The sequence below is a fragment of the Polaromonas sp. YR568 genome (assembly GCF_900116715.1).
In the GTDB taxonomy this organism is placed as follows: Bacteria; Pseudomonadota; Gammaproteobacteria; order Burkholderiales; family Burkholderiaceae_C; genus Polaromonas.
The window spans coordinates 125,070-148,096 of the sequence record NZ_FPBM01000004.1; the positions used below are offsets into that span (position 1 = coordinate 125,070).

The 23,027-nt window shown below is 63.1% G+C and carries 23 protein-coding genes and 1 riboswitch; of the genes, 6 read left to right on the forward strand and 17 right to left on the reverse strand.

The annotated features are described in order from the left end of the window. Nucleotides 1–5 precede the first annotated feature (5 nt). The 7 genes from otnI to BM408_RS10575 all read right to left on the reverse strand — a co-directional run bounded on the left by otnI (nt 6) and on the right by BM408_RS10575 (nt 7,585). Nucleotides 6–839 (reverse strand): 2-oxo-tetronate isomerase, encoded by an 834-nt coding sequence (otnI, locus tag BM408_RS10545; protein ID WP_092129778.1) that lies wholly within the window; start codon nt 837–839, stop codon nt 6–8. Nucleotides 840–844: 5 nt separating this feature from the next. Further along, complete coding sequence (locus BM408_RS10550; protein WP_092129780.1) at nt 845–2,722, reverse strand: SulP family inorganic anion transporter; 1,878 nt, start codon at nt 2,720–2,722, stop codon at nt 845–847. Between the two features lie 42 nt (nt 2,723–2,764). Continuing rightward, complete coding sequence (gene chrA, locus BM408_RS10555; protein ID WP_092129782.1) at nt 2,765–4,150, reverse strand: chromate efflux transporter; 1,386 nt, start codon at nt 4,148–4,150, stop codon at nt 2,765–2,767. Beyond that, entirely contained in the window at nt 4,147–5,028 is an 882-nt protein-coding gene (locus tag BM408_RS10560) for a chromate resistance protein ChrB domain-containing protein (RefSeq protein ID WP_092130067.1), read from the reverse strand. Before BM408_RS10560 ends, chrA begins: the two co-directional genes overlap by 4 nt. A gap of 97 nt (nt 5,029–5,125) precedes the next feature. Then, nucleotides 5,126–5,734, reverse strand: a complete 609-nt coding sequence (gene metW / locus BM408_RS10565) for a methionine biosynthesis protein MetW (protein ID WP_092129784.1) — start codon at nt 5,732–5,734, stop codon at nt 5,126–5,128. After that, complete coding sequence (locus tag BM408_RS10570; protein ID WP_092130068.1) at nt 5,731–6,891, reverse strand: homoserine O-succinyltransferase MetX; 1,161 nt, start codon at nt 6,889–6,891, stop codon at nt 5,731–5,733. The genes metW and BM408_RS10570 overlap by 4 nt, the downstream gene beginning before the upstream one ends. 136 nt (nt 6,892–7,027) lie before the next feature. Next, nucleotides 7,028–7,585, reverse strand: coding sequence for a TMEM165/GDT1 family protein (locus BM408_RS10575; RefSeq protein WP_092129786.1), 558 nt, complete (start codon nt 7,583–7,585; stop codon nt 7,028–7,030). A 6-nt stretch (nt 7,586–7,591) separates the two neighbouring features. After that, nucleotides 7,592–7,765, reverse strand: a riboswitch (yybP-ykoY riboswitch). A 171-nt stretch (nt 7,766–7,936) separates the two neighbouring features. On the opposite strand from BM408_RS10575, the gene BM408_RS10580 reads away from it, so the two are divergent. The 4 genes from BM408_RS10580 (at nt 7,937) to BM408_RS10595 (ending at nt 11,160) form a co-directional block, all read left to right on the forward strand. Then, nucleotides 7,937–9,139 carry an ammonium transporter gene (locus BM408_RS10580; RefSeq protein WP_092129788.1) on the forward strand — a complete coding sequence of 401 codons (1,203 nt, stop codon included), beginning with the start codon at nt 7,937–7,939 and terminating at the stop codon, nt 9,137–9,139. A 33-nt stretch (nt 9,140–9,172) separates the two neighbouring features. Next, nucleotides 9,173–9,739, forward strand: coding sequence for a sigma-70 family RNA polymerase sigma factor (locus tag BM408_RS10585; protein ID WP_092129790.1), 567 nt, complete (start codon nt 9,173–9,175; stop codon nt 9,737–9,739). Between the two features lie 55 nt (nt 9,740–9,794). After that, nucleotides 9,795–10,040, forward strand: a complete 246-nt coding sequence (locus BM408_RS10590; RefSeq protein ID WP_092129792.1) for a zf-HC2 domain-containing protein — start codon at nt 9,795–9,797, stop codon at nt 10,038–10,040. 664 nt (nt 10,041–10,704) lie between these two features. Beyond that, nucleotides 10,705–11,160 (forward strand): RNA recognition motif domain-containing protein, encoded by a 456-nt coding sequence (locus BM408_RS10595; RefSeq protein ID WP_092129794.1) that lies wholly within the window; start codon nt 10,705–10,707, stop codon nt 11,158–11,160. 165 nt (nt 11,161–11,325) lie between these two features. Here the strand turns inward: BM408_RS10595 and BM408_RS10600 are convergent, their stop codons facing one another. The 4 genes from BM408_RS10600 to BM408_RS10615 are packed head-to-tail and all read right to left on the reverse strand — an operon-like array spanning nt 11,326 to nt 14,513. Next, nucleotides 11,326–12,102, reverse strand: a complete 777-nt coding sequence (locus BM408_RS10600; protein WP_092129796.1) for an SDR family oxidoreductase — start codon at nt 12,100–12,102, stop codon at nt 11,326–11,328. Nucleotides 12,103–12,136: 34 nt separating this feature from the next. Continuing rightward, nucleotides 12,137–12,901, reverse strand: coding sequence for an LPS export ABC transporter periplasmic protein LptC (gene lptC / locus BM408_RS10605; protein WP_092129798.1), 765 nt, complete (start codon nt 12,899–12,901; stop codon nt 12,137–12,139). Further along, on the reverse strand, nt 12,898–13,500 hold the full coding sequence (locus BM408_RS10610) for a KdsC family phosphatase (protein WP_092130069.1): 603 nt from the start codon (nt 13,498–13,500) through the stop codon (nt 12,898–12,900). Before BM408_RS10610 ends, lptC begins: the two co-directional genes overlap by 4 nt. 20 nt (nt 13,501–13,520) lie before the next feature. Next, on the reverse strand, nt 13,521–14,513 hold the full coding sequence (locus BM408_RS10615) for a KpsF/GutQ family sugar-phosphate isomerase (protein ID WP_092129800.1): 993 nt from the start codon (nt 14,511–14,513) through the stop codon (nt 13,521–13,523). 128 nt (nt 14,514–14,641) lie between these two features. Between BM408_RS10615 and BM408_RS10620 the strand changes: the two genes are divergently transcribed. Together BM408_RS10620 and BM408_RS10625 are read left to right on the forward strand one after the other, a co-directional pair. Further along, nucleotides 14,642–16,636, forward strand: a complete 1,995-nt coding sequence (locus BM408_RS10620) for a monovalent cation:proton antiporter family protein (RefSeq protein WP_092129801.1) — start codon at nt 14,642–14,644, stop codon at nt 16,634–16,636. A 58-nt stretch (nt 16,637–16,694) separates the two neighbouring features. After that, nucleotides 16,695–17,267, forward strand: a complete 573-nt coding sequence (locus tag BM408_RS10625) for an adenine phosphoribosyltransferase (RefSeq protein WP_092129803.1) — start codon at nt 16,695–16,697, stop codon at nt 17,265–17,267. A 68-nt stretch (nt 17,268–17,335) separates the two neighbouring features. Here the strand turns inward: BM408_RS10625 and BM408_RS10630 are convergent, their stop codons facing one another. From BM408_RS10630 to BM408_RS10655, 6 genes are all read right to left on the reverse strand, one after another. Continuing rightward, nucleotides 17,336–18,088 carry a hypothetical protein gene (locus BM408_RS10630; protein ID WP_092129805.1) on the reverse strand — a complete coding sequence of 251 codons (753 nt, stop codon included), beginning with the start codon at nt 18,086–18,088 and terminating at the stop codon, nt 17,336–17,338. A gap of 256 nt (nt 18,089–18,344) precedes the next feature. Next, a complete protein-coding gene (locus BM408_RS10635) occupies nt 18,345–18,836 on the reverse strand; it encodes a Crp/Fnr family transcriptional regulator (RefSeq protein ID WP_092129807.1) in 492 nt (163 codons plus the stop codon). Nucleotides 18,837–19,021: 185 nt separating this feature from the next. Then, nucleotides 19,022–20,422, reverse strand: a complete 1,401-nt coding sequence (gene mnmE, locus BM408_RS10640; protein WP_092129809.1) for a tRNA uridine-5-carboxymethylaminomethyl(34) synthesis GTPase MnmE — start codon at nt 20,420–20,422, stop codon at nt 19,022–19,024. A gap of 113 nt (nt 20,423–20,535) precedes the next feature. Beyond that, nucleotides 20,536–22,266: a membrane protein insertase YidC gene (gene yidC / locus BM408_RS10645; RefSeq protein WP_092129811.1), complete on the reverse strand. Its 1,731-nt coding sequence runs from the start codon at nt 22,264–22,266 to the stop codon at nt 20,536–20,538. Continuing rightward, nucleotides 22,263–22,577: a membrane protein insertion efficiency factor YidD gene (gene yidD / locus BM408_RS10650; protein WP_092129814.1), complete on the reverse strand. Its 315-nt coding sequence runs from the start codon at nt 22,575–22,577 to the stop codon at nt 22,263–22,265. The genes yidC and yidD overlap by 4 nt, the downstream gene beginning before the upstream one ends. After that, nucleotides 22,574–22,993 (reverse strand): ribonuclease P protein component, encoded by a 420-nt coding sequence (locus BM408_RS10655; RefSeq protein WP_092129816.1) that lies wholly within the window; start codon nt 22,991–22,993, stop codon nt 22,574–22,576. Before BM408_RS10655 ends, yidD begins: the two co-directional genes overlap by 4 nt. Nucleotides 22,994–23,027: the final 34 nt, after the last annotated feature.

Consider the following 23,027-nt stretch of genomic DNA (forward strand, 5'->3'; position numbering starts at 1 on the left):
CGCGCTCAGGCGCGTTCGCGAATTTTTTTCAGCCAGCCCAACCCGGCTGGTGTGGCGCCGGCTTCTGCGCCGCGCAGCGGTTTGTACTCGCAACCCACCCAGCCGCTGTAGCCCAGTTCATCCAGCAACGCAAACAGGTAGGGGTAGTTGATCTCGCCGACATCCGGCTCATTGCGGCCCGGAGCGCCTGCAATCTGCAAATGACCGATATGGCCAGTGGGCAGGTATTTGCGCAGCTTCATCGCCAGGTCGCCTTCCACAACCTGACAGTGATAGAGATCCATCTGCACCTTGACGTTGGCCGCGCCCACTTCACGGATGATTTCATGCGCGTGGTCTTGCCGGTTCAGGAAGAAACGCGGAATGTCGCGCAGGTTGATGGGTTCGATCAACAGGTCCACGCCCACCTTGGCCGCCTGCGCGGCCGCCTCGCGCAGGTTGTTCACATAGGTGGGCTGCACGGCTTCACGCTCCATGCCTTCAGGCAACACGCCCGCCATCACGTGGATACGCGGGCAACCCAGGGCCTGCGCGTAGTCCAGCGCAATGGCAATGCCGGCACGGAACTCGGCCTCATGGCCCGGCAGGCAGGCCGTGCCTTTTTGCGAGGAAGCCCAGGCCTTCTCAATGCTGGCCACATCCGTACCACCCGGCGGCGCGTTGAACAGCACCAGCTGCTGGCCGTGCTGCTGCAGGATGGCTTTGAGTTCTTGCGGCACCCAGGCGTAGGGCGAAAGAATTTCCACCGCCTTGAAGCCGTCGCGTGCAGCGGCGGCAAAGCGTTCGGCCATGGGTAGCTCGGTGTACATCCAGCTGAGGTTGGCGGCAAATTGAGGCATGGCAGTCAGGAAGTGGGTGTGTCAGGGCCGGGTGCGGACTGGCATTCCCAGAATATCCGCGCGGTGCAATGCCGGCAAATCTCCGGGTCCAGCTTGTTGAAGATGGTGGCGATGGCGGTGAATTTATCGGGGAACTGGTGCTCGGGCCCGAGCACGCTGGTAAAGCCGGTCTTGCGCCACATGCGGATCACCTCGGGCCGCGGCCGATGAAAGTACAGATCGCCGCCCATGGCACGGCGCGCAGCGAGCTCGGCCTCCCACAGCTCGGCGCCGGCGAGATCGATGAAGTTCATGCTTTTGCCCATGACCAGCAGGTGTTTTTGCGGCTGGGGCTGGGTGCGCAGCGCGTGCAGGATGTCGGCCACGTGCTGGGTCGCGCCGAAGTAGACCTCGCCTTCCATGCGTAGCAATTTGAGTTGCGGGCATTCCGGCAAGCCCTGGGCCAAGGCTTCCGCCGGCGCCTCGGTCTTTTTTGCCGGAGTGATCTCGACCCCCGCGTCAACGCTGTTGTCGATCACCACAAACTGGCGGTCCAGCCCGCGGCTGTCAAAGCCCATGGTGCGCATCGCGGGCTTTGAGGTGCGGTAGAGGAAAGACATGAGCGACAAAATCATGCCCAGCAAAATTGCAATCTCCAACCGTATGGTGACGGTGGCCATCATGGTGGCGAGGGCCACACCGAAGTCGCTGCGGCTCAGGGTGAACAGCTGACGCCAGCGCGCGAAGTCCAGCAAGGCAAACGCCACCAGCACCAGCAGCGCCGCCAGCGCGGCCATGGGGATCTGCGCGAGCAGCGGCGCACTCACCGCCACGAGCGCCAGCAGCAGCAGGGCGGAAAACACCGAAGCCATCGGCGTGCGCGCCCCGGCTTCCAGGTTGGGCATGGAGCGGTTCATGGAGCCGCAGGAGACATAGCTCGAGAAAAAGCCGCCGACGATGTTGGACAGCCCCTGCCCGCGGAACTCGCGATTCGCGTCTATGCGCTGGCCCGAACGCAGCGCCACCGTTTTGGCGATCGAGATGGCCTGGCCCAGCGCGACGATGGTCAGCGCGAATGCCAGGCCGATCAGGTCGGCGGCCTGCGCCCAGCTGATGCGCGGCACTTCGAATTTCGGCCAGGGTACTGGGATCTGGCCCACGGTGCGCAGCGAGGCCGATGGCGTGGCATCGGGGTGAAGAAGACTGCCCCACACCCAGGCCAGCGCGGTGGCCGCCGCCAGCCCGATCAGCATGTAAGGCCAGTTGCGGCGCAGATGACGCAGCAGCAGCGCAACACCCAGCGTGACGGCCGCAACGCCCAGCGCCATGGGCTGGGCCGAGGTGACGTGTGTGAGCACATGCCCAAGCACCGCCGCCGCGCTGTGTTCAGGCGCCGCCGCCAGGCCCAGCAGGTCGGGCAGGGCGTGCACAGCGATCAGCAAGGCCGCGCCCGAGGTAAAGCCGAAGAGCACCGCCGGCGAAATGAAGTTGGCCAGCACGCCCAGGCGCAGCGCGCCTATCAGCCACTGCATGACGCCGACCATGACGGTGACGGCCAGCGCCAGCTGGATGTAGAGCGGGCTGAAGGCCATGGCCAGCGGCGAGAGCATGGCGAACAGGGCCAGCGAATTGGCATTGGTGGGGCCCGACATGACATGCCGACTGGAGCCGAAGAGCGCGGCGATGATGCAGGGAATGACCGCGGTATAGAGGCCGTAGGCAGGCGGCAGGCCGGCCAGCGTCGCGAAGGCAATGCCTTGCGGCAGCACCAGCACCGCGCCCAGCAAACCCGCCATTGCGTCGGCCCGCAAAGTGACGGGCGAGACCTCGCGCACCCAGTCGCCGAAAAGGCGCTCCAGGAGCGGAGCCGATGACCGGGTTGCGCTGGGGGCTGAGGGTTCCATCACGAGGGCCTGAGCATACCGCGCCCGGCGCCCCGTTAATGCTTACGCCAGGCCGGACAGGCGCAGCAGCAGGCCGGCCAGGGCCGACGCAAAGATGACCTGTATCACCCCGCGCTTGTAGCGCAGCAAGGCCACCGCAGCGCCCAGCGTGATGGCCAGCGCGTAGAAATCCACCCTAGCCCACCAGGCGCCCCCGGTGTCGGCCCGCAGGGCAATGTGCGCGAGGAAAAACAGCGCCAGGCTGGCAATCACGCCAACCACCGCCGCCGTGATGGCCGTGAGCGGCGCGGTGAAATGCAGCTTGCCGTGCGTGGACTCCACCAGCGGCCCGCCGGCCAGGATAAACAGGAAGGAGGGCAGAAAGGTGAACCAGGTCGCCACACTGGCCGCCAGCGCCGCGCCGAGGAACACCATGTCCGGCCCCAGCACCTGTTTGGCCCAGCCACCCATAAAGCCGACAAAGGCCACCACCATGATGAGCGGGCCGGGCGTGGTCTCGCCCAGCGCCAGGCCGTCGATCATCTGCGGACCGGTCAGCCAGTGAAAGTGCTCCACCGCGCCCTGGTAGACATAAGGCAGCACCGCATAGGCCCCGCCGAAGGTGAGCAGCGCGGCCTTGGTAAAGAACCAACCCATTTGCGTGAGGGTGGCGTTCCAGCCCTGCGCGACCAGCAATGCCCCCATGGGCAGCAGCCACAAGACCGCGCCCACGCCCAGCACGGCCGCCAGGCGTGAGGGCTTGAAGCGGGCGTGTTCAGGCGTCGGCGTGTCGTCGTCGATCAGCGCGGGCCCGTAGCCTTGCTGAGCCGCGCCGTGGCCGGCGCCCCCGGCAAACTGCGAGGGCGCATGGCGGGCGCCCAGCCAGCCGACGATGGCCGCTGCCAGCACGATCAGCGGAAACGGCACATTCAGCAGGTAGATCGCGGCAAAGCTGATCACCGCAATCGCCCACAGGATGGGCGCCTGCGACGGCTTCCTGAGCGACCGCGAGCCGATGCGATGCACGGCCTGCAGCACGATGGCGGCGACTGCCGGCTTGATGCCGTAAAAGAGGCCCGCGACCAGCGGCACATCACCAAAGGCTACATAGACCCAGCTGAGTGCAATCAGGATGAAGAGCGAGGGCAGCACAAACAGCGCGCCGGCCACCACACCGCCCCAGGTGCGGTGCATCAACCAGCCGATGTAGGTGGCCAGCTGCTGCGCCTCGGGGCCGGGCAGCAGCATGCAGTAGTTCAGCGCGTGCAGAAAGCGCCGCTCGCTGATCCAGCGTTTTTGCTCGACCAGCTCGCGGTGCATGATGGCGATCTGCCCGGCGGGCCCACCAAAACTGATAAAGCCGAGCTTGAGCCAGAACTTGAGCGCGTCGGCAAAGGAGACGGCCGCAGGCCTTTCGCCGGGCGAGGGCAGAGGGGAGGCAGCGCTCACTGGGCGGCTCCGATCATGGTTTGTGGTTTCCAGCTGTGTGCTTCATCCCGCGCCTCGCGGCACCAGGCGTAGAGCGCGTCGTAGAGCGGCATGGCTGCCTCGAGCATGGCGTGGTCATCGTCCGCATGCAGGCGCGACAGGCCGAGCGAGAACGCCAGCAGGCCTGCCGATTGCGGCGCGAGTTCCAGGTTGTCTGTGTCGGCGCCGCGCACGATGCGCGCCAGCACGTTCAACGCGGGTTCATTGAGGCCAAAGGCTTTGAGCAAGCTGTCAAAACTGCAGAGCTCGCCGTCATGCGAGACCGGCGCACCGGGAATGTCGTAGGCCACGGCGCCCAGCCGTTTGGCTTCAGCCAGCACCTGCGAGGTCGGCACGTAAAAGAACTCGGCACGGGGATCGATGAAACGGCGTATCAGCCAGGGGCAGGCGATGCGGTCGATTTTGGGCCGCTCGCGTGTGATCCAGCGCGAGGCCTGTTCGCCGGTGACCCCCCAGTCGGGCCGCTTGGCGATGGTGGGCGGGCGCGGTGCGCGCCATTGGGCGATGTTTTGCGGCGTATCGGCGCCGTCTTCACCGCCCTCGATGCCACCGGCCAACACGTATGCATTCCAGCCCGCCGCGCGCAATTCAGTGACGGCATCTGCGCTGACGTTATGCCCGTAGACGCAATACACCACGGCTTCGCGTGGCGGCTGGGAAGCGGCGAAGGCCGCCACATCTTCCGGCGCGCAGCGCCGGGCGCCGGCCATCAGGTGCGGGCTCTCGCGGAATTTGGCTTCGCGCCGCACATCGAGCAGCAAAGGTGCATCCGCGCGGCCCATGCGGGCAGCGAGTTCTTGCGGGGAAACAGAGGGAACGGAAAGGATAGAGGTGTCCACGGAGTACTCCAATGAGTTGCCAGCGCTTGGACGGGACACCGTCTATCTGTGAAGATTCGGGAGGCTGAAATCCCGATGGGCGAATACTAGCACCGACCTAGCTGCGCTGGAACTTGAAGACCGCCCGGCTGGCGCGGGCATTCGGCCAGAAGCGGACTTCACGGCCTTCCTGCAAGCCAAACGAATCCAGGATCTGCAGCTGGTTTTGCAGCGCGAGCGCTTCAAAGTCCTGCAGCGTGCCGACGCGGATGTTGGGCGTGTCGTACCACTGGTAGGGCAGCACCTTGGTCACCGGCATGCGGCCGCGCGCCACGGCCAAGCGGTTGGGCCAGTGGCCGAAGTTGGGAAACACGACAATGCCGGCGCGGCCCACGCGTGCGGTTTCGCGCAGCATGGTTTCGGCATTATGCAAATGCTGCAGGGTGTCGATCTGCAACACCACGTCGAATGACCGGTCAGCAAACATCGCCAGGCCGGCTTCAAGGTTGAGCTGGATCACATTGACGCCGCGGGCCACGCAGGCCTGAACGTTGGCGTCGTTGATCTCGACGCCGTAGCCCGAGCAGCCGCGTTCGCGGATCAGGTAGTCCAGCAGCTCGCCGGTGCCGCAGCCCAAGTCCAGCACACGAGAGCCTTGCGGCACCAGCCGCGCGATGGACAGCAAATCAGCCGAGGGCTGCGCATTGAGTTCGACGGGCAGGTTCATACGGCCACCTTGCTCTGGAAGTAGGAACGCACCACACCGAGATAACGGTCGTCCTCCAGCAAAAACGCATCATGCCCATGCGGCGCGTCGATTTCGGCGTAGCTGACGTCGCGCTGGTTATCGAGCAGGGCCTTGACGATTTCGCGGCTGCGCGCGGGGGAAAAGCGCCAGTCGGTCGTGAAGCTCACCAGCAGGAATTTGGCCGTCACATGGGCCAGCGCCTGGGTGAGGCTGCCGCCGTGAGCCCGGGCCGGGTCGAAGTAGTCAAGCGCCCGGGTGATCAGCAGATAGGTGTTGGCGTCAAAGTACTCGCTGAACTTGTCGCCCTGGTAGCGCAGGTAGCTTTCGATTTCGAACTCGATGTCCTGCGTGGTGTATTTGTAGGGCGCGTCGGCCTTCACGGTTTCGGCGACAGCCTGCCGCAGCTGGCGGCCGAATTTTTCATTCATCACGTCGTCGCTCAGGTAGGTGATGTGGCCGATCATGCGGGCGATGCGCAGGCCGCGTTTGGGCAGCACGCCGTGGCGGTAGAAGTGGCCGCCGTGAAAGTCGGGGTCGGTCACGATGGCGCGGCGGGCCACCTCGTTGAAGGCAATGTTTTCGGCGGTGAGGTTGGGCGCGCTGGCCACCACCACGGCGTGGCGCACACGTTCGGGGTATTGCAGCGTCCAGGCCAGCGCCTGCATGCCGCCCAGGCTGCCGCCCATCACGGCGGCCAGGGTCTGTATGCCCAGGCGGTCGAGCAGGCGGGCCTGGGCGCTGACCCAGTCCTGCACGGTGACGACAGGGAAGTCGGCGCCGTAGAGCTCTTGCGTGTCGGGGTTGGGCTGCATGGGCCCGGTGGAGCCGAAGCAGGAACCCAGGTTGTTGACGCCGATCACGAAAAAGCGATCGGTGTCCACCGGCTTGCCGGGGCCGATCATGGTGTCCCACCAGCCTTCGGATTTGTCGATGGGCTGGCCCTGCGCGTCAAGGTACACGCCCGCCACATGGTGCGAGGCATTGAGCGCGTGGCAGATCAGCACGGCGTTGGATTTGTCGGCGTTGAGCTCGCCGTAAGTCTCATAACTCAGGTCGTAGGCGCGTATCGACGCGCCGCTTTGCAGAGGCAGCGCCCCTGCAAAATGCATGCTGAGCGGAGTGGCAATCAGTGTCAAGGAATCACCTGCAGAAAACAAAAAACCCGGCATCGCTAAAGCGAGTCCGGGTCGATTGGAGTTCGTCTTTAGCTGTACTTTTTAAGCGCCCGCAAGCTGAGCAAATCGGCGCTGCTGGCAGTATACCAAGCTGGGGTCACATCAAGAGCGCGGCCAGCCCAAGCCCGGCAAAGATCAGTGCCGACACGATATGCACAGCGCGCAGCGGCACCAGTCGCGTAACGCGCTCGCCCAGCCAGACCACAGGCGCGTTGGCCAGCATCATGCCCAGCGTGGTGCCCGCCACCACGCCCACGATGGCGTCGTAGCGCGCCGCCAGCATTACGGTGGCGATCTGCGTTTTGTCGCCCATCTCGGCCAGGAAGAACACGATGACGGTGGTGAAGAACACGCCGTAGCGCGGGGGCTTTTCATCTTCGTCCGCGTCGAGCTTGTCGGGAACCAGCATCCAGGCGGCCATGGCCAGGAAGGAGGCGCCCAGGATCCAGCGCAGCACCTGCGGACTGATCAGGGTCGTGACCCAGGCGCCAGCGGCGCCGGCCAGCGCGTGGTTGACCAGGGTCGCGACCAGAATGCCTGCGACGATGGGCCAAGGCTTTTTAAAGCGGGCGGCGAGGATGAGTGCGAGGAGTTGCGTCTTGTCGCCCATTTCGGCGAGGGCGACGATGCCCGTAGAGACGAGGAAAGCTTCCATTCAAAAAGACTCCGGCCGAAAACCCATGACTGCACGGCATCCCCGGCCTGAAGCGGAGGCTGTGCAGTCAAAGGTCTCGCGTGATCCGAAGACCGCTTGCGCCATGCTCTGAGTGAGCAAGTCTGTTGACGCAAGCCCCTTTCAGGATTGAAAGGCTGGCTACTCCCCAATGACAGCCTGCATTATATCGTTAGCTTTCAAAGCTTCATCCGTCCGCCGCTAAAGCCCACCAGACCGCGCCGGAAGCCATTTCCGCACGCTTGTGGCGCATTTCTTGCTTGCATTTGGTGCGATTCTCGGAATCGACCCAATAACGCACCAATACATCACATTTCATCTGAAGAGGGACTTATGGAAGCACTAAAACAGGGCTCGGACGCCTTGTTCATTCTGCTGGGCGGCATCATGGTGCTGGCCATGCATGCCGGTTTTGCCTTTCTGGAGCTGGGCACCGTTCGCAAAAAGAACCAGGTCAATGCTCTGGTCAAGATCCTGGTGGACTTCTCGGTGTCCACCGTGGTGTATTTTTTGGTGGGTTATGGCGTGGCTTACGGCACCCATTTCTTCGTCGGCGCGGAGCAGCTGGCCGCCAGGAACGGCTATGAGCTGGTCAAGTTCTTCTTTCTGCTGACCTTTGCCGCGGCCATCCCGGCCATCATTTCAGGCGGCATTGCCGAGCGGGCGCGCTTTTACCCGCAGCTCATCGCCACCGCCGTCATTGTGGGCCTGGTCTACCCCTTCTTCGAAGGCATTGTCTGGAACCAGCATTTCGGCGTGCAGGCCTGGATCAAATCGCTGACGGGCGCAGAGTTTCATGACTTCGCGGGCTCCATCGTGGTTCACGCCGTCGGCGGCTGGCTGGCATTGCCGGCGGTGATCTTGCTGGGCGCGCGCAGCAACCGCTACCGCAAGGACGGCGCCGTGTCGGCCCACCCGCCATCGAACATTCCCTTCCTGGCGCTGGGCGCCTGGATTCTGACCGTGGGCTGGTTCGGCTTTAACGTGATGAGCGCACAGACCATCGACAAGATTTCCGGGCTGGTCGCCGTCAACTCCCTGATGGCCATGGTGGGCGGCACGCTGGCGGCGCTGGCCTTCGGCAAAAACGACCCGGGCTTTGTGCACAATGGCCCGCTGGCCGGCCTGGTGGCGGTGTGCGCGGGCTCCGACCTGATGCATCCGCTGGGCGCGCTGGTGACGGGCGGTGTGGCTGGCGGCGTGTTCGTCGTGATGTTCACGCTGACGCAAAACAAATGGAAGATCGATGACGTGCTGGGCGTCTGGCCGCTGCACGGCCTGTGCGGCCTGTGGGGCGGCATTGCGGCCGGTATTTTCGGCAGCCAGGCCTTCGGCGGCCTGGGCGGCGTGAGCTTTGGCGCGCAGCTGATCGGCAGCCTGATGGGCGTGGCCTGGGCGCTGCTCGCGGGCTTTGCCGTCTACGGCATCCTCAAGGCCACCATGGGGCTGCGGCTCAGCCAGGAAGAAGAGTTTGAAGGCGCCGATCTGTCGATCCACCGCATCGGCGCCACGCCGGACCGCGAAGTCAACTGGTAGCAGCCGCGGCCGCCTGCCGCTAGACTTCCGGCCATGCCTACTTTTGAAGAACAGCTGGTGGAGCACCGGCTCTACCTCCTTCGTTTTGCGCGCCTGCAGCTGCGCAACGATGCATGGGCGGAAGACGCGGTGTCGGAGACTTTGCTGGCGGCCTTGTCCAAGCCTCAGTCCTTCGGCAACCGTTCGCAGCTCAAGACCTGGCTGGTCGGCATCCTCAAGCACAAGGTGATTGACCTGCTTCGCAGCAACGCGCGCACAGTGGCCGCGCCGGATGCGCAGGCTGACGAAGAGGGGGATGAGCTGGACCGGCTCTCCTTCAAAGCCGACGGCCACTTTGCCGAAACACCCAATGACTGGGGCAACCCCGACCAGACCCTGCAGCAGGTGCAGTTCTTCCAGGTGCTGGACGCCTGCATGGAGCGCTTGCCGCCCGCACTGGGGCGGTTGTTCCTGATGCGCGAATGGCTGGAGCTTTCTTCGCAAGAGATCTGTAAGGAACTCTCGCTGACGCCGACCAACCTGTATGTGCAGCTGCACAGGGCCCGCTTGCGCTTGCAAGAGTGCCTGAACATTCACTGGTTCGGCAAGCCGGCCACCTGATCGCCAGCCGTTCATTTTTTATTGACTTTTTTCACTCCTACTTCCGGCCCTCAACGTGAAACCCCGCATCACCCTGCTAAGACGCACCTGCCGGGAAGCCGCAGCCCTGTTGGTCGCGCGTGAAGATCGCGCGCTCAACCTGCCGGATCACGTCGCGCTGAAACTGCACCTCATGGCTTGCGACGCATGCCCCAAGTTTGAGAACCAGCTTTTGACCCTGCGGGCGGCGATGAAGCAATGGCGGTATGACGGCGGCGCCGAATCGCCCGCCGATGCTGCAACACCGGGCAAGCCCCGCTAAATAGCGTTTGATGGCGTCACAATGGCCGCGCAACGCGCGGTTTGGCGTATGAAATGCGCTTAAAGCACCCGTCGTCATTGAAATTTTGTGTAACTATTTCCCTTTGTTTTGCATTGGGCAGGCGTTTGGCGTGCCTGGAGGAAGCGTTCCTCAACCTCTCCGGATCATGAAGGCCAGCATTGCCAGCCCGGCAAGCGTCCGGTTTCTGCCGACATTGCTCGGGGTTACGGCCCTTCAATGGGTGTGTGCACTAACTTGTTGATTTATCCAATCAGACAATAGTTGTCTGCTTCAGGAAATCGAAGTGAGCGGATATTCGGTGATGCCAGGCATGGCAGCCGGCGTAAGCGGTTCGACTTAAGAACACGGCGGTTTTTGCGCTAAAACCGGGCCAGGCGCATGCGGGTCCGCAAAGGATCCGGCTGCGGCGCCGATATGCCGAACGGCCCTGAAACCCAGCATTCATGCGGGCTGGCGCGGTCTAGGTAGTAACGATAGTGGATTGTGTTTTGGATAACTGAAGCATAATATGCTGGTGCGGGTGTCAACATTCGCACACGTTAGGTGATCGGTCAGTTTCGCGCGCTACAGCGGTACGTATCAAGATTTGTTGTGCTTTCGGGACCCCATCGCTTTTGTTTTTGTGTTTTAGAGGAGTCCCTTCATGGGCAACAAACTTTACGTCGGCAACCTGCCGTACTCGGTCCGCGACGAAGACCTGCAACAATCTTTTGGCCAATTCGGCGCTGTCACCAGCGCTAAAGTCATGATGGAACGCGACACGGGTCGCTCCAAAGGCTTTGGCTTTGTCGAAATGGGCAGCGATGCAGAAGCCCAGGCAGCTATCAACGGCATGAACGGCCAGCCTCTGGGCGGCCGTAGCGTTGTCGTGAACGAAGCCCGCCCAATGGAAGCACGTCCTCCACGTAGCGGCGGCTTCGGCGGCGGCGGTGGTGGCGGCTACGGTGGTGGTGGTGGTGGCGGTGGTTACGGCGGCGGTGGCGGCGGTGGTCGCTCCGGCGGCGGCGGTAGCGACGGCGGTTTCCGCAGCCCATACGGCGGCGGCGGTAGCGGCGGTGGCCGTTCCGGCGGCGGCGGTGGTGGACGCGGCGGCTACTAAGCCCTGCTGAACCCTCTCTTCAGCCTCTGGTTGAAGAGCGCTTGAAAGGCTTCAAGACTTCGGTTTTGAAGCCTTTTTGCTTTGTAGCCCAATAAATATGGGCGCCAGCAGCTCCTGTTTTGATAGCGGGTAACGCACCGCCTCCAGAAGCCTTCAAGCAGCCGGTCAGCGCTCACCCTGGCGGTGCTTGCGCGCGCGGCCCGACAAAGCCTTGTCAAACACCGCATTGGGCAGCAGGCGCAGCAGCTTGGCCACCACACCCATTTGCCAGGGAATCACCCGGTAGCTATGCCCCGCCTGGATGGTGGCGAAAGCTTTTTCGGCAAACACGTCGGCCTTCATCAAAAAGGGCATGGCGTAACGGTTTTCCTGGGTCAGCGGCGTGTCGATATAGCCCGGGCAGATCGTCACCACCTTCACGCCGCTGGGGCGCAGCTCGCCGCGCAGGCTTTCGCAATAACTGATGACGGCCGCCTTGCTCGCGCAATAGGCGCCGTGGCCGGGAAGCCCGCGTATGCCGGCCACACTGCCGATGCCCACCAGGGTGCCGGAGCCCCGCGCCACCATGCCCGCCATAAAGGGATGAAACGTGGCGGCTACGCCGATGTTGTTGGTGGCGAAGGTCTGCGCCATGACGTCCAGGTCAGAACGCACCGAGGTGTCCATGCCGATGCTGATGCCCGCGTTGGCGATCACCACGTCCGGCACGCCCTGCGCCGCAACACAGGTCTGGCCCGCCGCCACGATGCTGTCGACGTCGGACACATCAGCGCTGTAAACCTGAAACCGCCCGGCGCTGATGGCGTTTGCCTCAGCCCAGGCCTGGACTTCCGCCGTCCGGCGGGCGGCAAGCGCCAGGCGATAGCCCGCCGAATAAAAGCGCATGGCCAGCGCCTGACCGATGCCGCTGGACGCGCCGGTAATGAATACGAGTCTGGACATAGTGGGCCGTGTGGGTTGAAAACTTGGCAGCGCGTTAGCGGGCGGCCGGATCGCTGCCTGCCGGTTTTGCCGCAGGGCTTGCCGGCGCCGGCAGGCTCAGTGTCGGGAGGCCGGCCGTATTGGCGGCAGACCGGGGAACCAGGATTCCCCGCACGCGGCCATTCAGGTTGGCCACCTGGTCCAGGTTGTCATAAGCAAAGGTGTCGCCGGTGAACTGGTCGGTGCCACGGATGAGCAGCACGGGCTTGTGCGACTTGACGCGTTCGTCGTTCAAAAAGGCGTGCAGAAACTCGCCACGAAACTCCATGCGCGGCGTTTCCTTTCCGCTGGCGTCCCTGGTCGCCTCTCTGACCACCAGGGCATTGCCCGTCAGCTGCACCTCTGAGCCGTCGCCATTGGTGTAGGCACGATTGGCCGTGGCAGTGGTGACGCGCCCTTCAATGCCGATGCTGCGGATGCGTGCCTGGTCGATTTCCAGGATGTCGGTGTCGGGGAAATGCCGGGCTTCAATGCCATAGATCTCGCTCTTGAGCTGCCCGCCTTCGTCAAACGTTTTCACGGTGAACTTGCGCATGAAATAGTCAATGTCGTGGCTCGCCTCTTTGGCCGGCTCGGGCGTGCTGAAAATGGGTGTATTACGCACCAGCCAGTAGGTGCCCAGCGCCAGCGCGCCCATCATCAGCAAGGGCATGTAGATGGCCATGCTGTCCCACACACGCAGAAACCGCCGCCAGGCGTTTTTCAACTGGCGCACAGGGCCTGCGCGGCCCGGGGCGCCCCCCTGCAGGGCGGTGCTCATGCGCTGTACTCCTGCAGCAGCCCGGCGTAGCGCCCGCTGGCCACCAGCAACACGTCGCAAAATTCGCGCGCTGCGCCGTGGCCGCCCGCTGCCTGCGTGACATGGTGCGCGCGGGCCCGCACTTCCGCATGCGCATTGGCCGGCGCGCAGCTCAGCGCTGCGCGGGCCATCACCGGCAGGTCGGGCCAGTCGTCGCCCATGGCGGCGGCGGCAGACCAGTCCAGGCCCAGGGCCTGCAGGGTGATTTCGGCCGCGGGGCGCTTGTCTTCGGTGCCGAAATGCGCGTGCGTGATGCCCAGCGCCTGCAGGCGCGCACGCAGCACGTGGCTGTCCCGGCCGGTGATGACCACCGGGGTAATGCCCGCCTTTTGCAACAGCTTCAGGCCGTGACCGTCCAGGGTGTTGAAGCGCTTGATGATCTCGCCTGCGGCCCGGTATCCGCCAGGCGCCAGAGCCAGTTCATGGCCGTCGGGGTACTCAGAGAAATACAGGCCACCGTCCGTGAGCACACCGTCCACGTCAAAAAAAGCCACTTTCACACCTTGCGCGCGCAGCAGCAGCTCCGGCGCGAAATTCAGGGCAGGGGCTGGCAGTGGCATGGAATCGGACTGATGCGCCATCAGATGACTTTGGCGCGCATCAGGTCATTGGTGTTGAGCGCGCCGCACAGCACGCCGGCTTCATCGACAACCAGCACGCTGGTGATGCGGTATTGCTCCATCAGCGCAACCGCCTCGACCGCCAGCGCGTCCGGCCGCACGGTGCGCGGGTTGGCGTGCATCACATCGCCCGCCTTGCTGCTGCGCAAGTCGACGCCTTTTTCAACCAGGCGGCGCAAATCACCATCGGTAAAGATGCCCAACACACGCTGTGCGCCGTCGACCACGGCAGAAGCGCCCAGCCCCTTGCCGCTCATCTCGCGCATGAGGTCCGGGAAAGCGGTGTCCGGCGGCACCTTAGGCACTGCGTCGCCGCTGCGCATCACGTCACTCACATGCGTCAGCAGCTTGCGGCCCAATGCGCCGCCCGGGTGCGAACGGGCAAAGTCTTCTTCCTTGAAGCCGCGCACTTCCAGCAAAGCCACCGCCAGCGCATCGCCCAGGGCGAGCTGCGCCGTGGTGCTGGCAGTCGGTGCCAGATTGAGGGGGCAGGCTTCCTGCGCCACGCTGCTGTCGAGCGCGACGCGGGCGTGGCGGGCCAGCGCGGATTGCATCCCGCCGGTAATGGCCACCATCGGCACGCCCTGGCGGCTCAGCACCGGCAGGATGGATGTCAGCTCTTCGCTTTCGCCGCTGTTGGAGATCGCCAGCACCACATCCTGGCCGGTGATCATGCCCAGGTCGCCGTGGCTGGCTTCGGCAGGGTGCACAAACATCGCGGGCGTTCCGGTGGATGCCAGCGTGGCGGCGATCTTGCGGCCGATGTGGCCGCTTTTGCCCATGCCCATGACCACCACACGGCCAGTGCACGCCAGCATCAGCTTGACGGCCTCGGCAAACTCGGGGCCTACGCGTCCGGCCAAACCCTGAACGGCCGCCGCTTCTATCTCAAAGGTCTTGCGGGCAAGGCTCAGCACCTGCCCGGTATCAAATTTCACGGCTTCAAGGTTCATGGCTGCATTCTATAGAGGCGGGCAAAGGCCTACGCGGGCCACGGCGGCTCGCCAGAGGCCGCGCCAGCGGCCTTTCCCGAGTAGAAAGCCGCCAAGGTAATTGCATCTTCCTCGGCTACCATCGAAGCATGAGTGCGCTTGAGCTGACCCTTTTGTACCTGCTGGCCGCCGTGCTGGGCGTGGTCGCATGCCGCTCGCTCAAGTTGCCGCCCATGCTCGGCTATCTCGCTGTGGGGGTTGTTATCGGGCCCAACGCGCTGGCGCTGGCGCAAAACTCCGACAGCATCCGGCACCTGGGCGAGTTCGGCGTGGTGTTCCTGATGTTCGTGATCGGGCTCGAATTCAACCTGCCCAAGCTGCGCTCCATGCGGCGCCACGTGTTTGGCTTGGGCCTGCTGCAGGTCGTGCTGACCATCGTGCTGGCCACGGTGGGCTCGCTCTTTCTGGCCAGCCTGGCGCCCACCCTCTGGAAGATGGGCTGGCAAACCGCACTGGCCTTGTCCGGCGCGATTGCGATGAGCAGCACGGCCATCGTCGTCAAGCTGCTGTCGGAGCGGCTGGAGCTGGAGTCGGAGCACGGCAAGCGCGTCATGGGCGTGCTGCTGTTCCAGGATTTGGCCGTGGTGCCTTTGCTGGTGCTGATTCCCGCATTGGGTGCGCCGGCCGACACGCTGTTCCTGGCGCTGGCGATCGCCGGGCTCAAGGCGACTGTCCTGGTCGGCCTGCTGCTCACCGGCGGCCAGCGCGTCATGCGCTGGTGGCTCACCATCGTGGCGCGGCGCAAAAGCGAAGAGCTGTTTGTTCTGAACCTGCTGCTGGTCACGCTGGCCCTGGCCTGGCTGACCGAGCGGGCGGGGCTCAGCCTGGCGCTGGGCGCCTTCATCGCCGGCATGCTGATTTCCGAGACGGAATACAAACACCAGGTCGAAACCGACATACGCCCGTTTCACGATGTCCTGCTGGGCCTCTTCTTCATCAGTATCGGCATGCTGCTGGACTGGCGGCTGGTGCTTGAGCGCTGGCCCCTGGTGCTGCTGCTGATGACGCTGCCCGTGCTGTTCAAGCTGTTGCTGGTGACGGCGCTGGCCCGCGCACTGGGCGCAACGGCCGGTGTTTCCCTGCGTACGGGCCTGTATCTCGCGCAGGCCGGCGAGTTCGGTTTTGTGCTACTCACGCTGGCGCAGCAAAACAGCCTGGTGCCGCCCGCCTTGCTCAACCCTATCCTGGCGAGCATGGTGCTGTCGATGTTGGCCACGCCTTTCATCATCATGTACAGCAACCGCATTGTGATGAAGCTGGTCTCCAGCGAATGGCTGCAACAGTCGCTGCAGATGACGACCATCGCGCGCAAATCCATCAATGCCAACAAGCACGTGATCATCTGCGGCTACGGCCGCTGCGGCCAGAACCTGGGCCACATGCTGGAGCGCGAAGGCATCCAGTACATGGCGCTGGACCTGGACCCCGACCGAGTGCGGCAAGCCGCCGCCGCCGGCGACTCCGTGGTGTTCGGCGACGCGGTGCGGCTGCAGGCCCTGATGGCGGCGGGCCTGGCCCGCGCCAGTGCGGTGGTCATCACCTACCTGGACACGGCCAGCGCGCTGAAGGTGTTGGCCAACACGCGCGCCCATGCACCCACGGTGCCGGTGATTGTGCGCACCGTGGACGACCACGACCTGGAGAAGCTGCAGACCGCCGGCGCCACGGAAGTCGTGCCGGAAGCCATCGAGGGCAGCCTGATGCTGGCCAGCCACGCGCTGGCACTGGTGGGCGTGCCCATGCGCCGAGTGATCCGCGTGGTGCAAGACCAGCGCGACGCCCGCTACAACCTGCTGCGCGGCTATTTCCGCGGTGCGGACGACGACACGGTCAATGAACTGGAGCAGGAGCGCCTCTCCAACGTCACGCTTCCGCTGGGGATCAAGTCCCTGGGCAAGCCCCTGAGCGCCATGGCGCTGGAAGCCGGCGGTGTGCGCGTGGTGAGTATGCGCCGCAGTACCGGCAAGGCCGTGGCGGCGCACGATGAGGCCTTGCTGGAGGGCGGCGACACACTCGTGCTGTCGGGCAAGCCAGAGGCCCTTGCCAAGGCCGAAGAAAAACTGCTGCGCGGCCGTCCGGCCTGAGCCGTTCATTCCTGATGCGAACGGCACAATACGGGCGCGCCGCCACTTTGGAGACACCATGCCCGACCTGAACAGCCTCAACCACCAGACCGTCAGCCAGTACCTGAAGAACCACATTCGCACCGTGCCTGACTGGCCCGCGCCGGGCGTGCAGTTTCGCGACATCACGCCGCTGCTGCAAAACCCGAAAGTGTTTCGTGTGCTGATTGATGCTTTTGTGCACCGCTACATGGACCCGGCGCTGCGGCCCGATGTGGTGGCGGGGCTCGATGCGCGCGGGTTTATTTTGGGGGCCGTTGTGGCCTATGAACTCAACGTCGGTTTTGTACCGATCCGCAAGAAAGGCAAGCTGCCTTTTTCGACCGTGCAGGAAACCTACGAGCTGGAGTACGGCAGCGCTACGGTGGAATTGCACACCGATGCCGTCAAGCCCGGCGACAGGGTTCTGCTGATCGATGACCTGATCGCCACAGGCGGAACCATGATGGCGGGAAAGAAGCTGCTGGAAAAGCTGGGCGCGACCGTGACGGAAGGCGCTGCGATTGTGGATTTGCCGGAGCTTGGCGGGTCGGCCAGGTTGCGCGAAGCCAACCTGCCCTTGTTCACCTTGATTGATTTTGCCGGGCATTGAACGGCTCGGCGGTGAAGGCCAGGCCGGACTCAACACTCGAACGGCCTAAGCCAGAAACAACCGGAGTTTCAGATCAAGTCGCCGTACTGCGTGCTGCTCAGCGCCGGCGAGTTCGACTCGGGCATCTCGGTGTCTTCAAAGCCCGTGAGCAGCGTGTATGAACGCGGTGAACGCGGGCCGCTCGTGACTTTGACACCCTTCTCAGGCGCGACAGCAGGACCTTCAGCGGAAGCCGCCAGCAGTGCCTGCTTGAAAGCGGCTACCTCGTCGGCCTGGATGGGCTCATAACGTGGGGCGGGCGGCTTGGCCGGCGCGGGCGCCGCGGCATTCCCCTGCGAAGCCGGCTGCGCGGCGTCATGGGCGCTCAAGGGGGCGGGTTTGCTCACAGCAATCATTTCGTCCATACGCCAATAGACCGCAGGAACCGTGATCTCAAACCGCGCCCTGGCGTTTTGCACGATCAGGGTTTCAATCTCGCCGAGCTGCTCGGGCTGGCCGTTAAACGCCTTGGCCAGATCCATCATGACGATGAACTCGTTGCCGCGCTGGTCCAGTGAGAGCACTTTGAATTTGTAGCTGGCAGACAGCACGCCGGCGCGGGTCATGGCTTCACGAATCGCGACATACAGCTGTTCGCGGCGGGCATGGCGCTTGAGCTTTCCGGTTTCGGCTGGCGTGGCGCCCTCTGTCGGCAAACGCGACGGAACCGAAGCGGGGGAAGACCTGTCACGCCCCGTGGCACCGGCGCGTCTTTGCCCTTCGTTAGCGGCAAATTTGGGGGACTGGCTTGACTTGCCAGAAAACCAGTTTAAAAAAGACATGGGTATTCTCGTGATGAATTCGCATTTTGTACCAATGCGCGCAGGGATGTCAGTAAGCAATATGGCAAATCGTCACCGCTGTTGTTTCCAGCGGATTTATATTGCAGATTACTTTATCGAATCACACGCGCGGCTGTCTGGTAAAAAATCACGGCCACCACAGGTTTGACGCTATTTAAGCGCCTGCCGTTTGAGAGCCAGAATCAGGGTCCGGTTGTCAGATGACTGCGCCAGCAGCCCCGGCCCGATCGGTATGTCAGGTCACCGCGACGCGCTTGGGGCGGTTGTAAAGGCGTTTGGCCATGACCGAGCCCATGGCCATGGTCAGCTCCAGCGCGATCGGGCTGTGCCGGTTGGCCATTTCAAGAAAGCGCATCGGCGTCAGGCACCAGAGCTTGCATGGCGTGGAGGCATGCACCGTCGCGCTGCGCGGCATGTGCGAGAAGAATGCGCCTTCACCGAGCACCGTACCGGCACCAACCAGGGCCATCCGTACACGCGCTTTTTCGTCTTCATAGTGAACGCTGAGCGTGCCGCTTTCGACGAAATAAAGCGTGCGGTCCAGTGCACCTTGCTCCATCAGCACCTGGCCACTGTTCAGGGCAAACGGCTGCATGTAGCTGGCCAGGATGTCCCAGTGCGGCTGGTTGAATTGACAACGCAATGCATCACTGGCGTGGCAGTGCAAGATCGCTTGGGCCAGGCCCTGGATGTCAAAACGGATGGCGGCGGGTAGTGGAGCGTTCATAGTGGGACGGAAGATACCTTCGCACTACAAGGCCGACAAGGGACTTTAACGCCCACTTACACCTGATACAGGAAATCCGGAGTTGTAATTTCTCCTCGACAGAAAGCCATTTTTGACCGTTTTTACGCGTTTTTGGCATCGCGGCACCGCTTGTCCTCATGCAGTGCCCGCTTGTCGCGGGTTTACTACTTTCCAATACAGAATCTGGAAAAAATTTCGCCCAATAAGTCGTCCGGCGTGAAGGCCCCGGTGATCTCGCTGAGGTGAAGTTGCGCCTGGCGCAAATCCTCGGCGAGAAGGTCCAGCGCCGGCTGCTCCGCTCCAATCTGCGCGTGTGCCTTGGTGAGCTGCTGCTCGACCTGCAGCAGCGCACGCACGTGGCGTTCGCGCGCCATGAACACGCCTTCAGGCGCGGCCTGCCATCCCACCACCTGCAGGAGCTGTTGGCGCAGTGCCTCCAGGCCGGCGCCGGTCTTGGCAGAAATGAATACCCCGCCTGACGTGTTTTTCAGGGTTGCCTCATTGGCCAGGTCCGATTTGTTCCAGACATCGATAACCGCCGTGCCTTGTGGCAGCTTTTGGCTCAGGACGCCCGCTATTCGTGCGTCAGCCGCTATGTAATTAATAGCGTCCTGTTTGTCGCGCGCGTTTTCCTGCCGCGTCAGATCGTGCAGGAACAGCACCGCATCGGCGCTTTCGATCTCGGCCCACGCGCGTTCAACACCGATTTTCTCCACCTCATCCAGTGCTTCGCGCAAGCCGGCGGTGTCCACCACGTGAAGCGGCACACCTTCGATCTGAATCAGCTGCGAGACCTTGTCGCGCGTGGTGCCTGCAATGGGTGTGACGATGGCGAGTTCGGCGCCCGCCAGCGCATTGAGCAGCGAGCTCTTGCCGGCGTTGGGCTGACCGGCGATCACCACTTTGATGCCTTCGCGCAGGATCGCGCCTTGCGTTGCGCGCTGCATCACGCTTGCAAGCGTTGCCTGCAGCCGCTCGAGCTGCCCTTTGGCATCGGCCTTTTGCAGAAAGTCGATGTCCTCTTCGGGGAAATCCAGCGTGGCTTCCACCAGCATGCGCAGGTGGATCAACTGCTCAAGCAGCGTGTTGACCGCCAGCGAGAACTCGCCAGACATGGAGCGCGCGGCCGAGCGGGCCGCTGTCTCGGTGCTGGCGTCGATCAGATCAGCAATCGCTTCGGCTTGTGCGAGGTCGATTTTGTCGTTGAGGAAAGCCCGCTCGGTGAATTCGCCTGGTTGCGCCACACGCAGCTGCGGCATGGCCTCCAGGCAGCGCGCCAGCAGTAGTTGTAGTACCACCGGTCCGCCATGGGCTTGTAGCTCCAGCACGTCTTCGCCGGTGTAGGAATGCGGCGCCGGGAAATGGATGGCCAGGCCCTGATCGATCACTTGCGCCTGCGCGTCGCGAAAGGGCAGGTAAGTCGCCTGGCGCGCTTGCAGATTTCGGCCGCACACGGCCGCAATCACGGGCGCTACATCTTTGCCGGAGACGCGCACGATGCCTACAGCGCCACGGCCAGGCGCTGTGGCGATCGCAACAATGGGGTCGTGGTGTCGGGCCAGCATTAAAACAAGATGTTAAGGGGCAAACAGAATGTTGGCCTTTAGAGGCGGCACGTCCGCTATTTCCCAAGAAAAAGGGCCGCGAAGCGGCCCAATTTTTTAGACGCACCCGCCGTTTACTTGAATTTCGGCAAGTTGAACTGTGGCGGCACGCCCATGCGTGTGTTGATCACCCACTGCTGCGCGATGGACAGGATGTTGTTGGTAATCCAGTACAACACCAGGCCGGCCGGGAAGAAGAAGAACATCACGCTGAAGATCAGCGGCATGAACCACATCAGCTTGGCCTGCATCGGGTCCGGCGGCGCGGGGTTGAGCGCCGTCTGCAGCATGGTCGTGAGCGTCATCAGAACAGGCAGGATGAAGAAAGGATCCGGCGCCGAGAGGTCATGGATCCACAAGATCCAGGGCGCATTGCGCATTTCAACGCTGGATAGCAGCACCCAGTACAACGCGATGAACACCGGGATCTGGATCATGATGGGGAAGCAGCCGCCCATCGGGTTGACCTTTTCTTCCTTGTAAATCTTCATCATCGCCTGCTGCATTTCCTGCGGCTTGTCTTTCAGGCGTTCGCGCATTTCCATGATCTTGGGGTTGATGGCCTTCATCTTGGCCATGCTGGCGTAGGCCTTGGCATTGAGCCAGTAGAAGGCGATCTTGAGCAGCAGCACCAGCGCCACGATGGACCAACCCCAGTTCTGGATAAAGCCGTGCAGCTTGTCGAGCAGCCAGTACAGGGGCTTGGCCAGAATCGTGAGCCAGCCATAGTCCTTGACCAGTTCGAGGCCGGGGGCAATGGCTTCCAGCGTTTTTTCTTCCTGGGGGCCTACAAAGAACTTCGCGTCAACGGTCTTGGTCGCGCCGGGCGCAATGCTGTCCAGCGAGGTGATCATGACGACGGAGTACAGGTTGTTGGCAACCTTCTGGAACAGCAGGTCGCGCTTGAGGCCATCCGGCAGTATCCAGGCGGTTGCAAAGTAGTGCTGCACCATGGCGATATAGCCGTTGCTTGCCTGCTTTTCGACGTCGACCTTGTTGTTTTCGATGTCCTTGAATTCCACCTTCTGGTACTTCTTGGCTTCGGTATAGATAGCCGGGCCGGTGAAGGTGGAATAGAAAGAAGACTCTCCGGGCGGCTTGTTGCCGTCACGCACCAGCTGGAGGTACAGCTGCGGCGACACCGCGGCCGCGCCGGTATTGACGATGTCGTGGCGCACGGCAATGTCGTAAGCACCGCGCTTGAGCGTATAGGTCTTCACCAGCTTGAGGCCGCCGACGTCTGCGGACTCGAACTTGACCTCGAGCTCGTTCAGGCCTTCCTTCAGCGAACGCTCGCCAGGAACCAGCTTCATCGGTGTTTTGTGGGTAGGAAAGCTTCCGGTCGTGCCAGGCGCCGTGACCAGGCCGGTCTGCGCCACATAAACGCGGTGGGCGCTTTCATCCAGCAGCACAAAGCCTTCGTCCTTCTTGGCTTCTTCCTTGTATTTGCTGAAAGTCGAGTGCACCAGGGTGCCGCCTTCGCTGTCGAAGGTCAGCGTGAGCACATCGGTGCTCACCACCACACGTTCGCGGGTGATCGCAGCTGCCGGGGTCGCAGCGCCTGTGGGCACCGCACCAGGGCCTGCCGGCGTTGCATTGACAGCCTGGGGCGCGGGCACCGAAGAAGCGGCAGCACCGGCAACCGGCGCTGAAGCGGGCGCGCCGGCGGCGGGCGCTTTGGCGCTCTGCGTGGCTGAGGGGAAGAAGGTCGCCTTGTGGCCGTTATAAACCTGCCATTGGTCCCACAGAAGGACCATGGAAAAACCAAAAATCACCCACAAGATGGTGCGGCGGATGTCGTTCATGACGGCGTCTTTTTAGAAGGGGTAGGGGCCACAGGGGTGACCAGGCGGGAGAAAAGTGAAATCGGGGCAGGCGGCACCGGATCGTGCCCGCCTTCGCACCAGGGCTGGCAGCGGGCCAGGCGGTGCAAGGTCAGGTAGCTGCCGATGGCAGCGCCATGCTGTTGCAGCGCCTCAAGAGAATAAGCAGAGCAGGTGGGCTCAAACCGGCAGGCGGAGCCCAGCCAGGGGCTGAGCAGCAGGCGGTAGCCTTTGACGATGCCGATCAAAACGGTCTGCGGCAAGCGGACGAAAGCGGCGATCACGGGGTTCATGACGCCTTGACCCCGGCCTGCATCAGCGCGATGACCTCGGCGCGAACAGCCTGTTTGAGCTGATCGGAGGTGGCGCTGATGAATTCTTTACGGGAAAAATCACGCCGCAAGCGAACCACATAAGCGGCCTCTGGGTACTGATGCGAAAAATCAGCGCTCACGGTATAGATTTGTCGTTTGATGGCGTTGCGCGTCACGGCCCGTTTGGCCCAGCGCTTGGGGACCATCGCCCCGAGCCAGACATCCTGGATGGGGAACAGAGGCCTTGCCCTGGATGTATCAACAAGCTCGCCGGGTTCGGCTTGCACGGGCTTTGCGTCCAGCGCATTGCGGTGCAATGCGAAGTGCGTTGTTTTTGCAACAATGGCGCCGGCAAGGACTGCCTGGAACTGTGGTCGGTTTTGAAGCCGCTGCACGAGCGCCAGGCGTCAGTTCAAAGAAACTGCGGTG

What these genes read in the sequence shown, in the direction of transcription:
- BM408_RS10580 (WP_092129788.1), top strand. Translation starts at nt 7,937, where the DNA reads ATGGAAGCACTAAAACAGGGCTCGGACGCCTTGTTCATTCTGCTGGGC.
- metW (WP_092129784.1), bottom strand. Translation starts at nt 5,734, where the DNA reads ATGAACCTGCCCGTCGAACTCAATGCGCAGCCCTCGGCTGATTTGCTG.
- BM408_RS10630 (WP_092129805.1), bottom strand. Translation starts at nt 18,088, where the DNA reads ATGTCTTTTTTAAACTGGTTTTCTGGCAAGTCAAGCCAGTCCCCCAAA.
- otnI (WP_092129778.1), bottom strand. Translation starts at nt 839, where the DNA reads ATGCCTCAATTTGCCGCCAACCTCAGCTGGATGTACACCGAGCTACCC.
- BM408_RS10615 (WP_092129800.1), bottom strand. Translation starts at nt 14,513, where the DNA reads ATGAACCTTGAAGCCGTGAAATTTGATACCGGGCAGGTGCTGAGCCTT.
- BM408_RS10595 (WP_092129794.1), top strand. Translation starts at nt 10,705, where the DNA reads ATGGGCAACAAACTTTACGTCGGCAACCTGCCGTACTCGGTCCGCGAC.
- BM408_RS10625 (WP_092129803.1), top strand. Translation starts at nt 16,695, where the DNA reads ATGCCCGACCTGAACAGCCTCAACCACCAGACCGTCAGCCAGTACCTG.
- BM408_RS10550 (WP_092129780.1), bottom strand. Translation starts at nt 2,722, where the DNA reads ATGGAACCCTCAGCCCCCAGCGCAACCCGGTCATCGGCTCCGCTCCTG.
- yidD (WP_092129814.1), bottom strand. Translation starts at nt 22,577, where the DNA reads ATGAACCCCGTGATCGCCGCTTTCGTCCGCTTGCCGCAGACCGTTTTG.
- BM408_RS10575 (WP_092129786.1), bottom strand. Translation starts at nt 7,585, where the DNA reads ATGGAAGCTTTCCTCGTCTCTACGGGCATCGTCGCCCTCGCCGAAATG.
- mnmE (WP_092129809.1), bottom strand. Translation starts at nt 20,422, where the DNA reads ATGCTGGCCCGACACCACGACCCCATTGTTGCGATCGCCACAGCGCCT.
- BM408_RS10585 (WP_092129790.1), top strand. Translation starts at nt 9,173, where the DNA reads ATGCCTACTTTTGAAGAACAGCTGGTGGAGCACCGGCTCTACCTCCTT.
- lptC (WP_092129798.1), bottom strand. Translation starts at nt 12,901, where the DNA reads ATGAGCACCGCCCTGCAGGGGGGCGCCCCGGGCCGCGCAGGCCCTGTG.
- yidC (WP_092129811.1), bottom strand. Translation starts at nt 22,266, where the DNA reads ATGAACGACATCCGCCGCACCATCTTGTGGGTGATTTTTGGTTTTTCC.
- BM408_RS10600 (WP_092129796.1), bottom strand. Translation starts at nt 12,102, where the DNA reads ATGTCCAGACTCGTATTCATTACCGGCGCGTCCAGCGGCATCGGTCAG.
- BM408_RS10635 (WP_092129807.1), bottom strand. Translation starts at nt 18,836, where the DNA reads ATGAACGCTCCACTACCCGCCGCCATCCGTTTTGACATCCAGGGCCTG.
- BM408_RS10620 (WP_092129801.1), top strand. Translation starts at nt 14,642, where the DNA reads ATGAGTGCGCTTGAGCTGACCCTTTTGTACCTGCTGGCCGCCGTGCTG.
- BM408_RS10610 (WP_092130069.1), bottom strand. Translation starts at nt 13,500, where the DNA reads ATGCCACTGCCAGCCCCTGCCCTGAATTTCGCGCCGGAGCTGCTGCTG.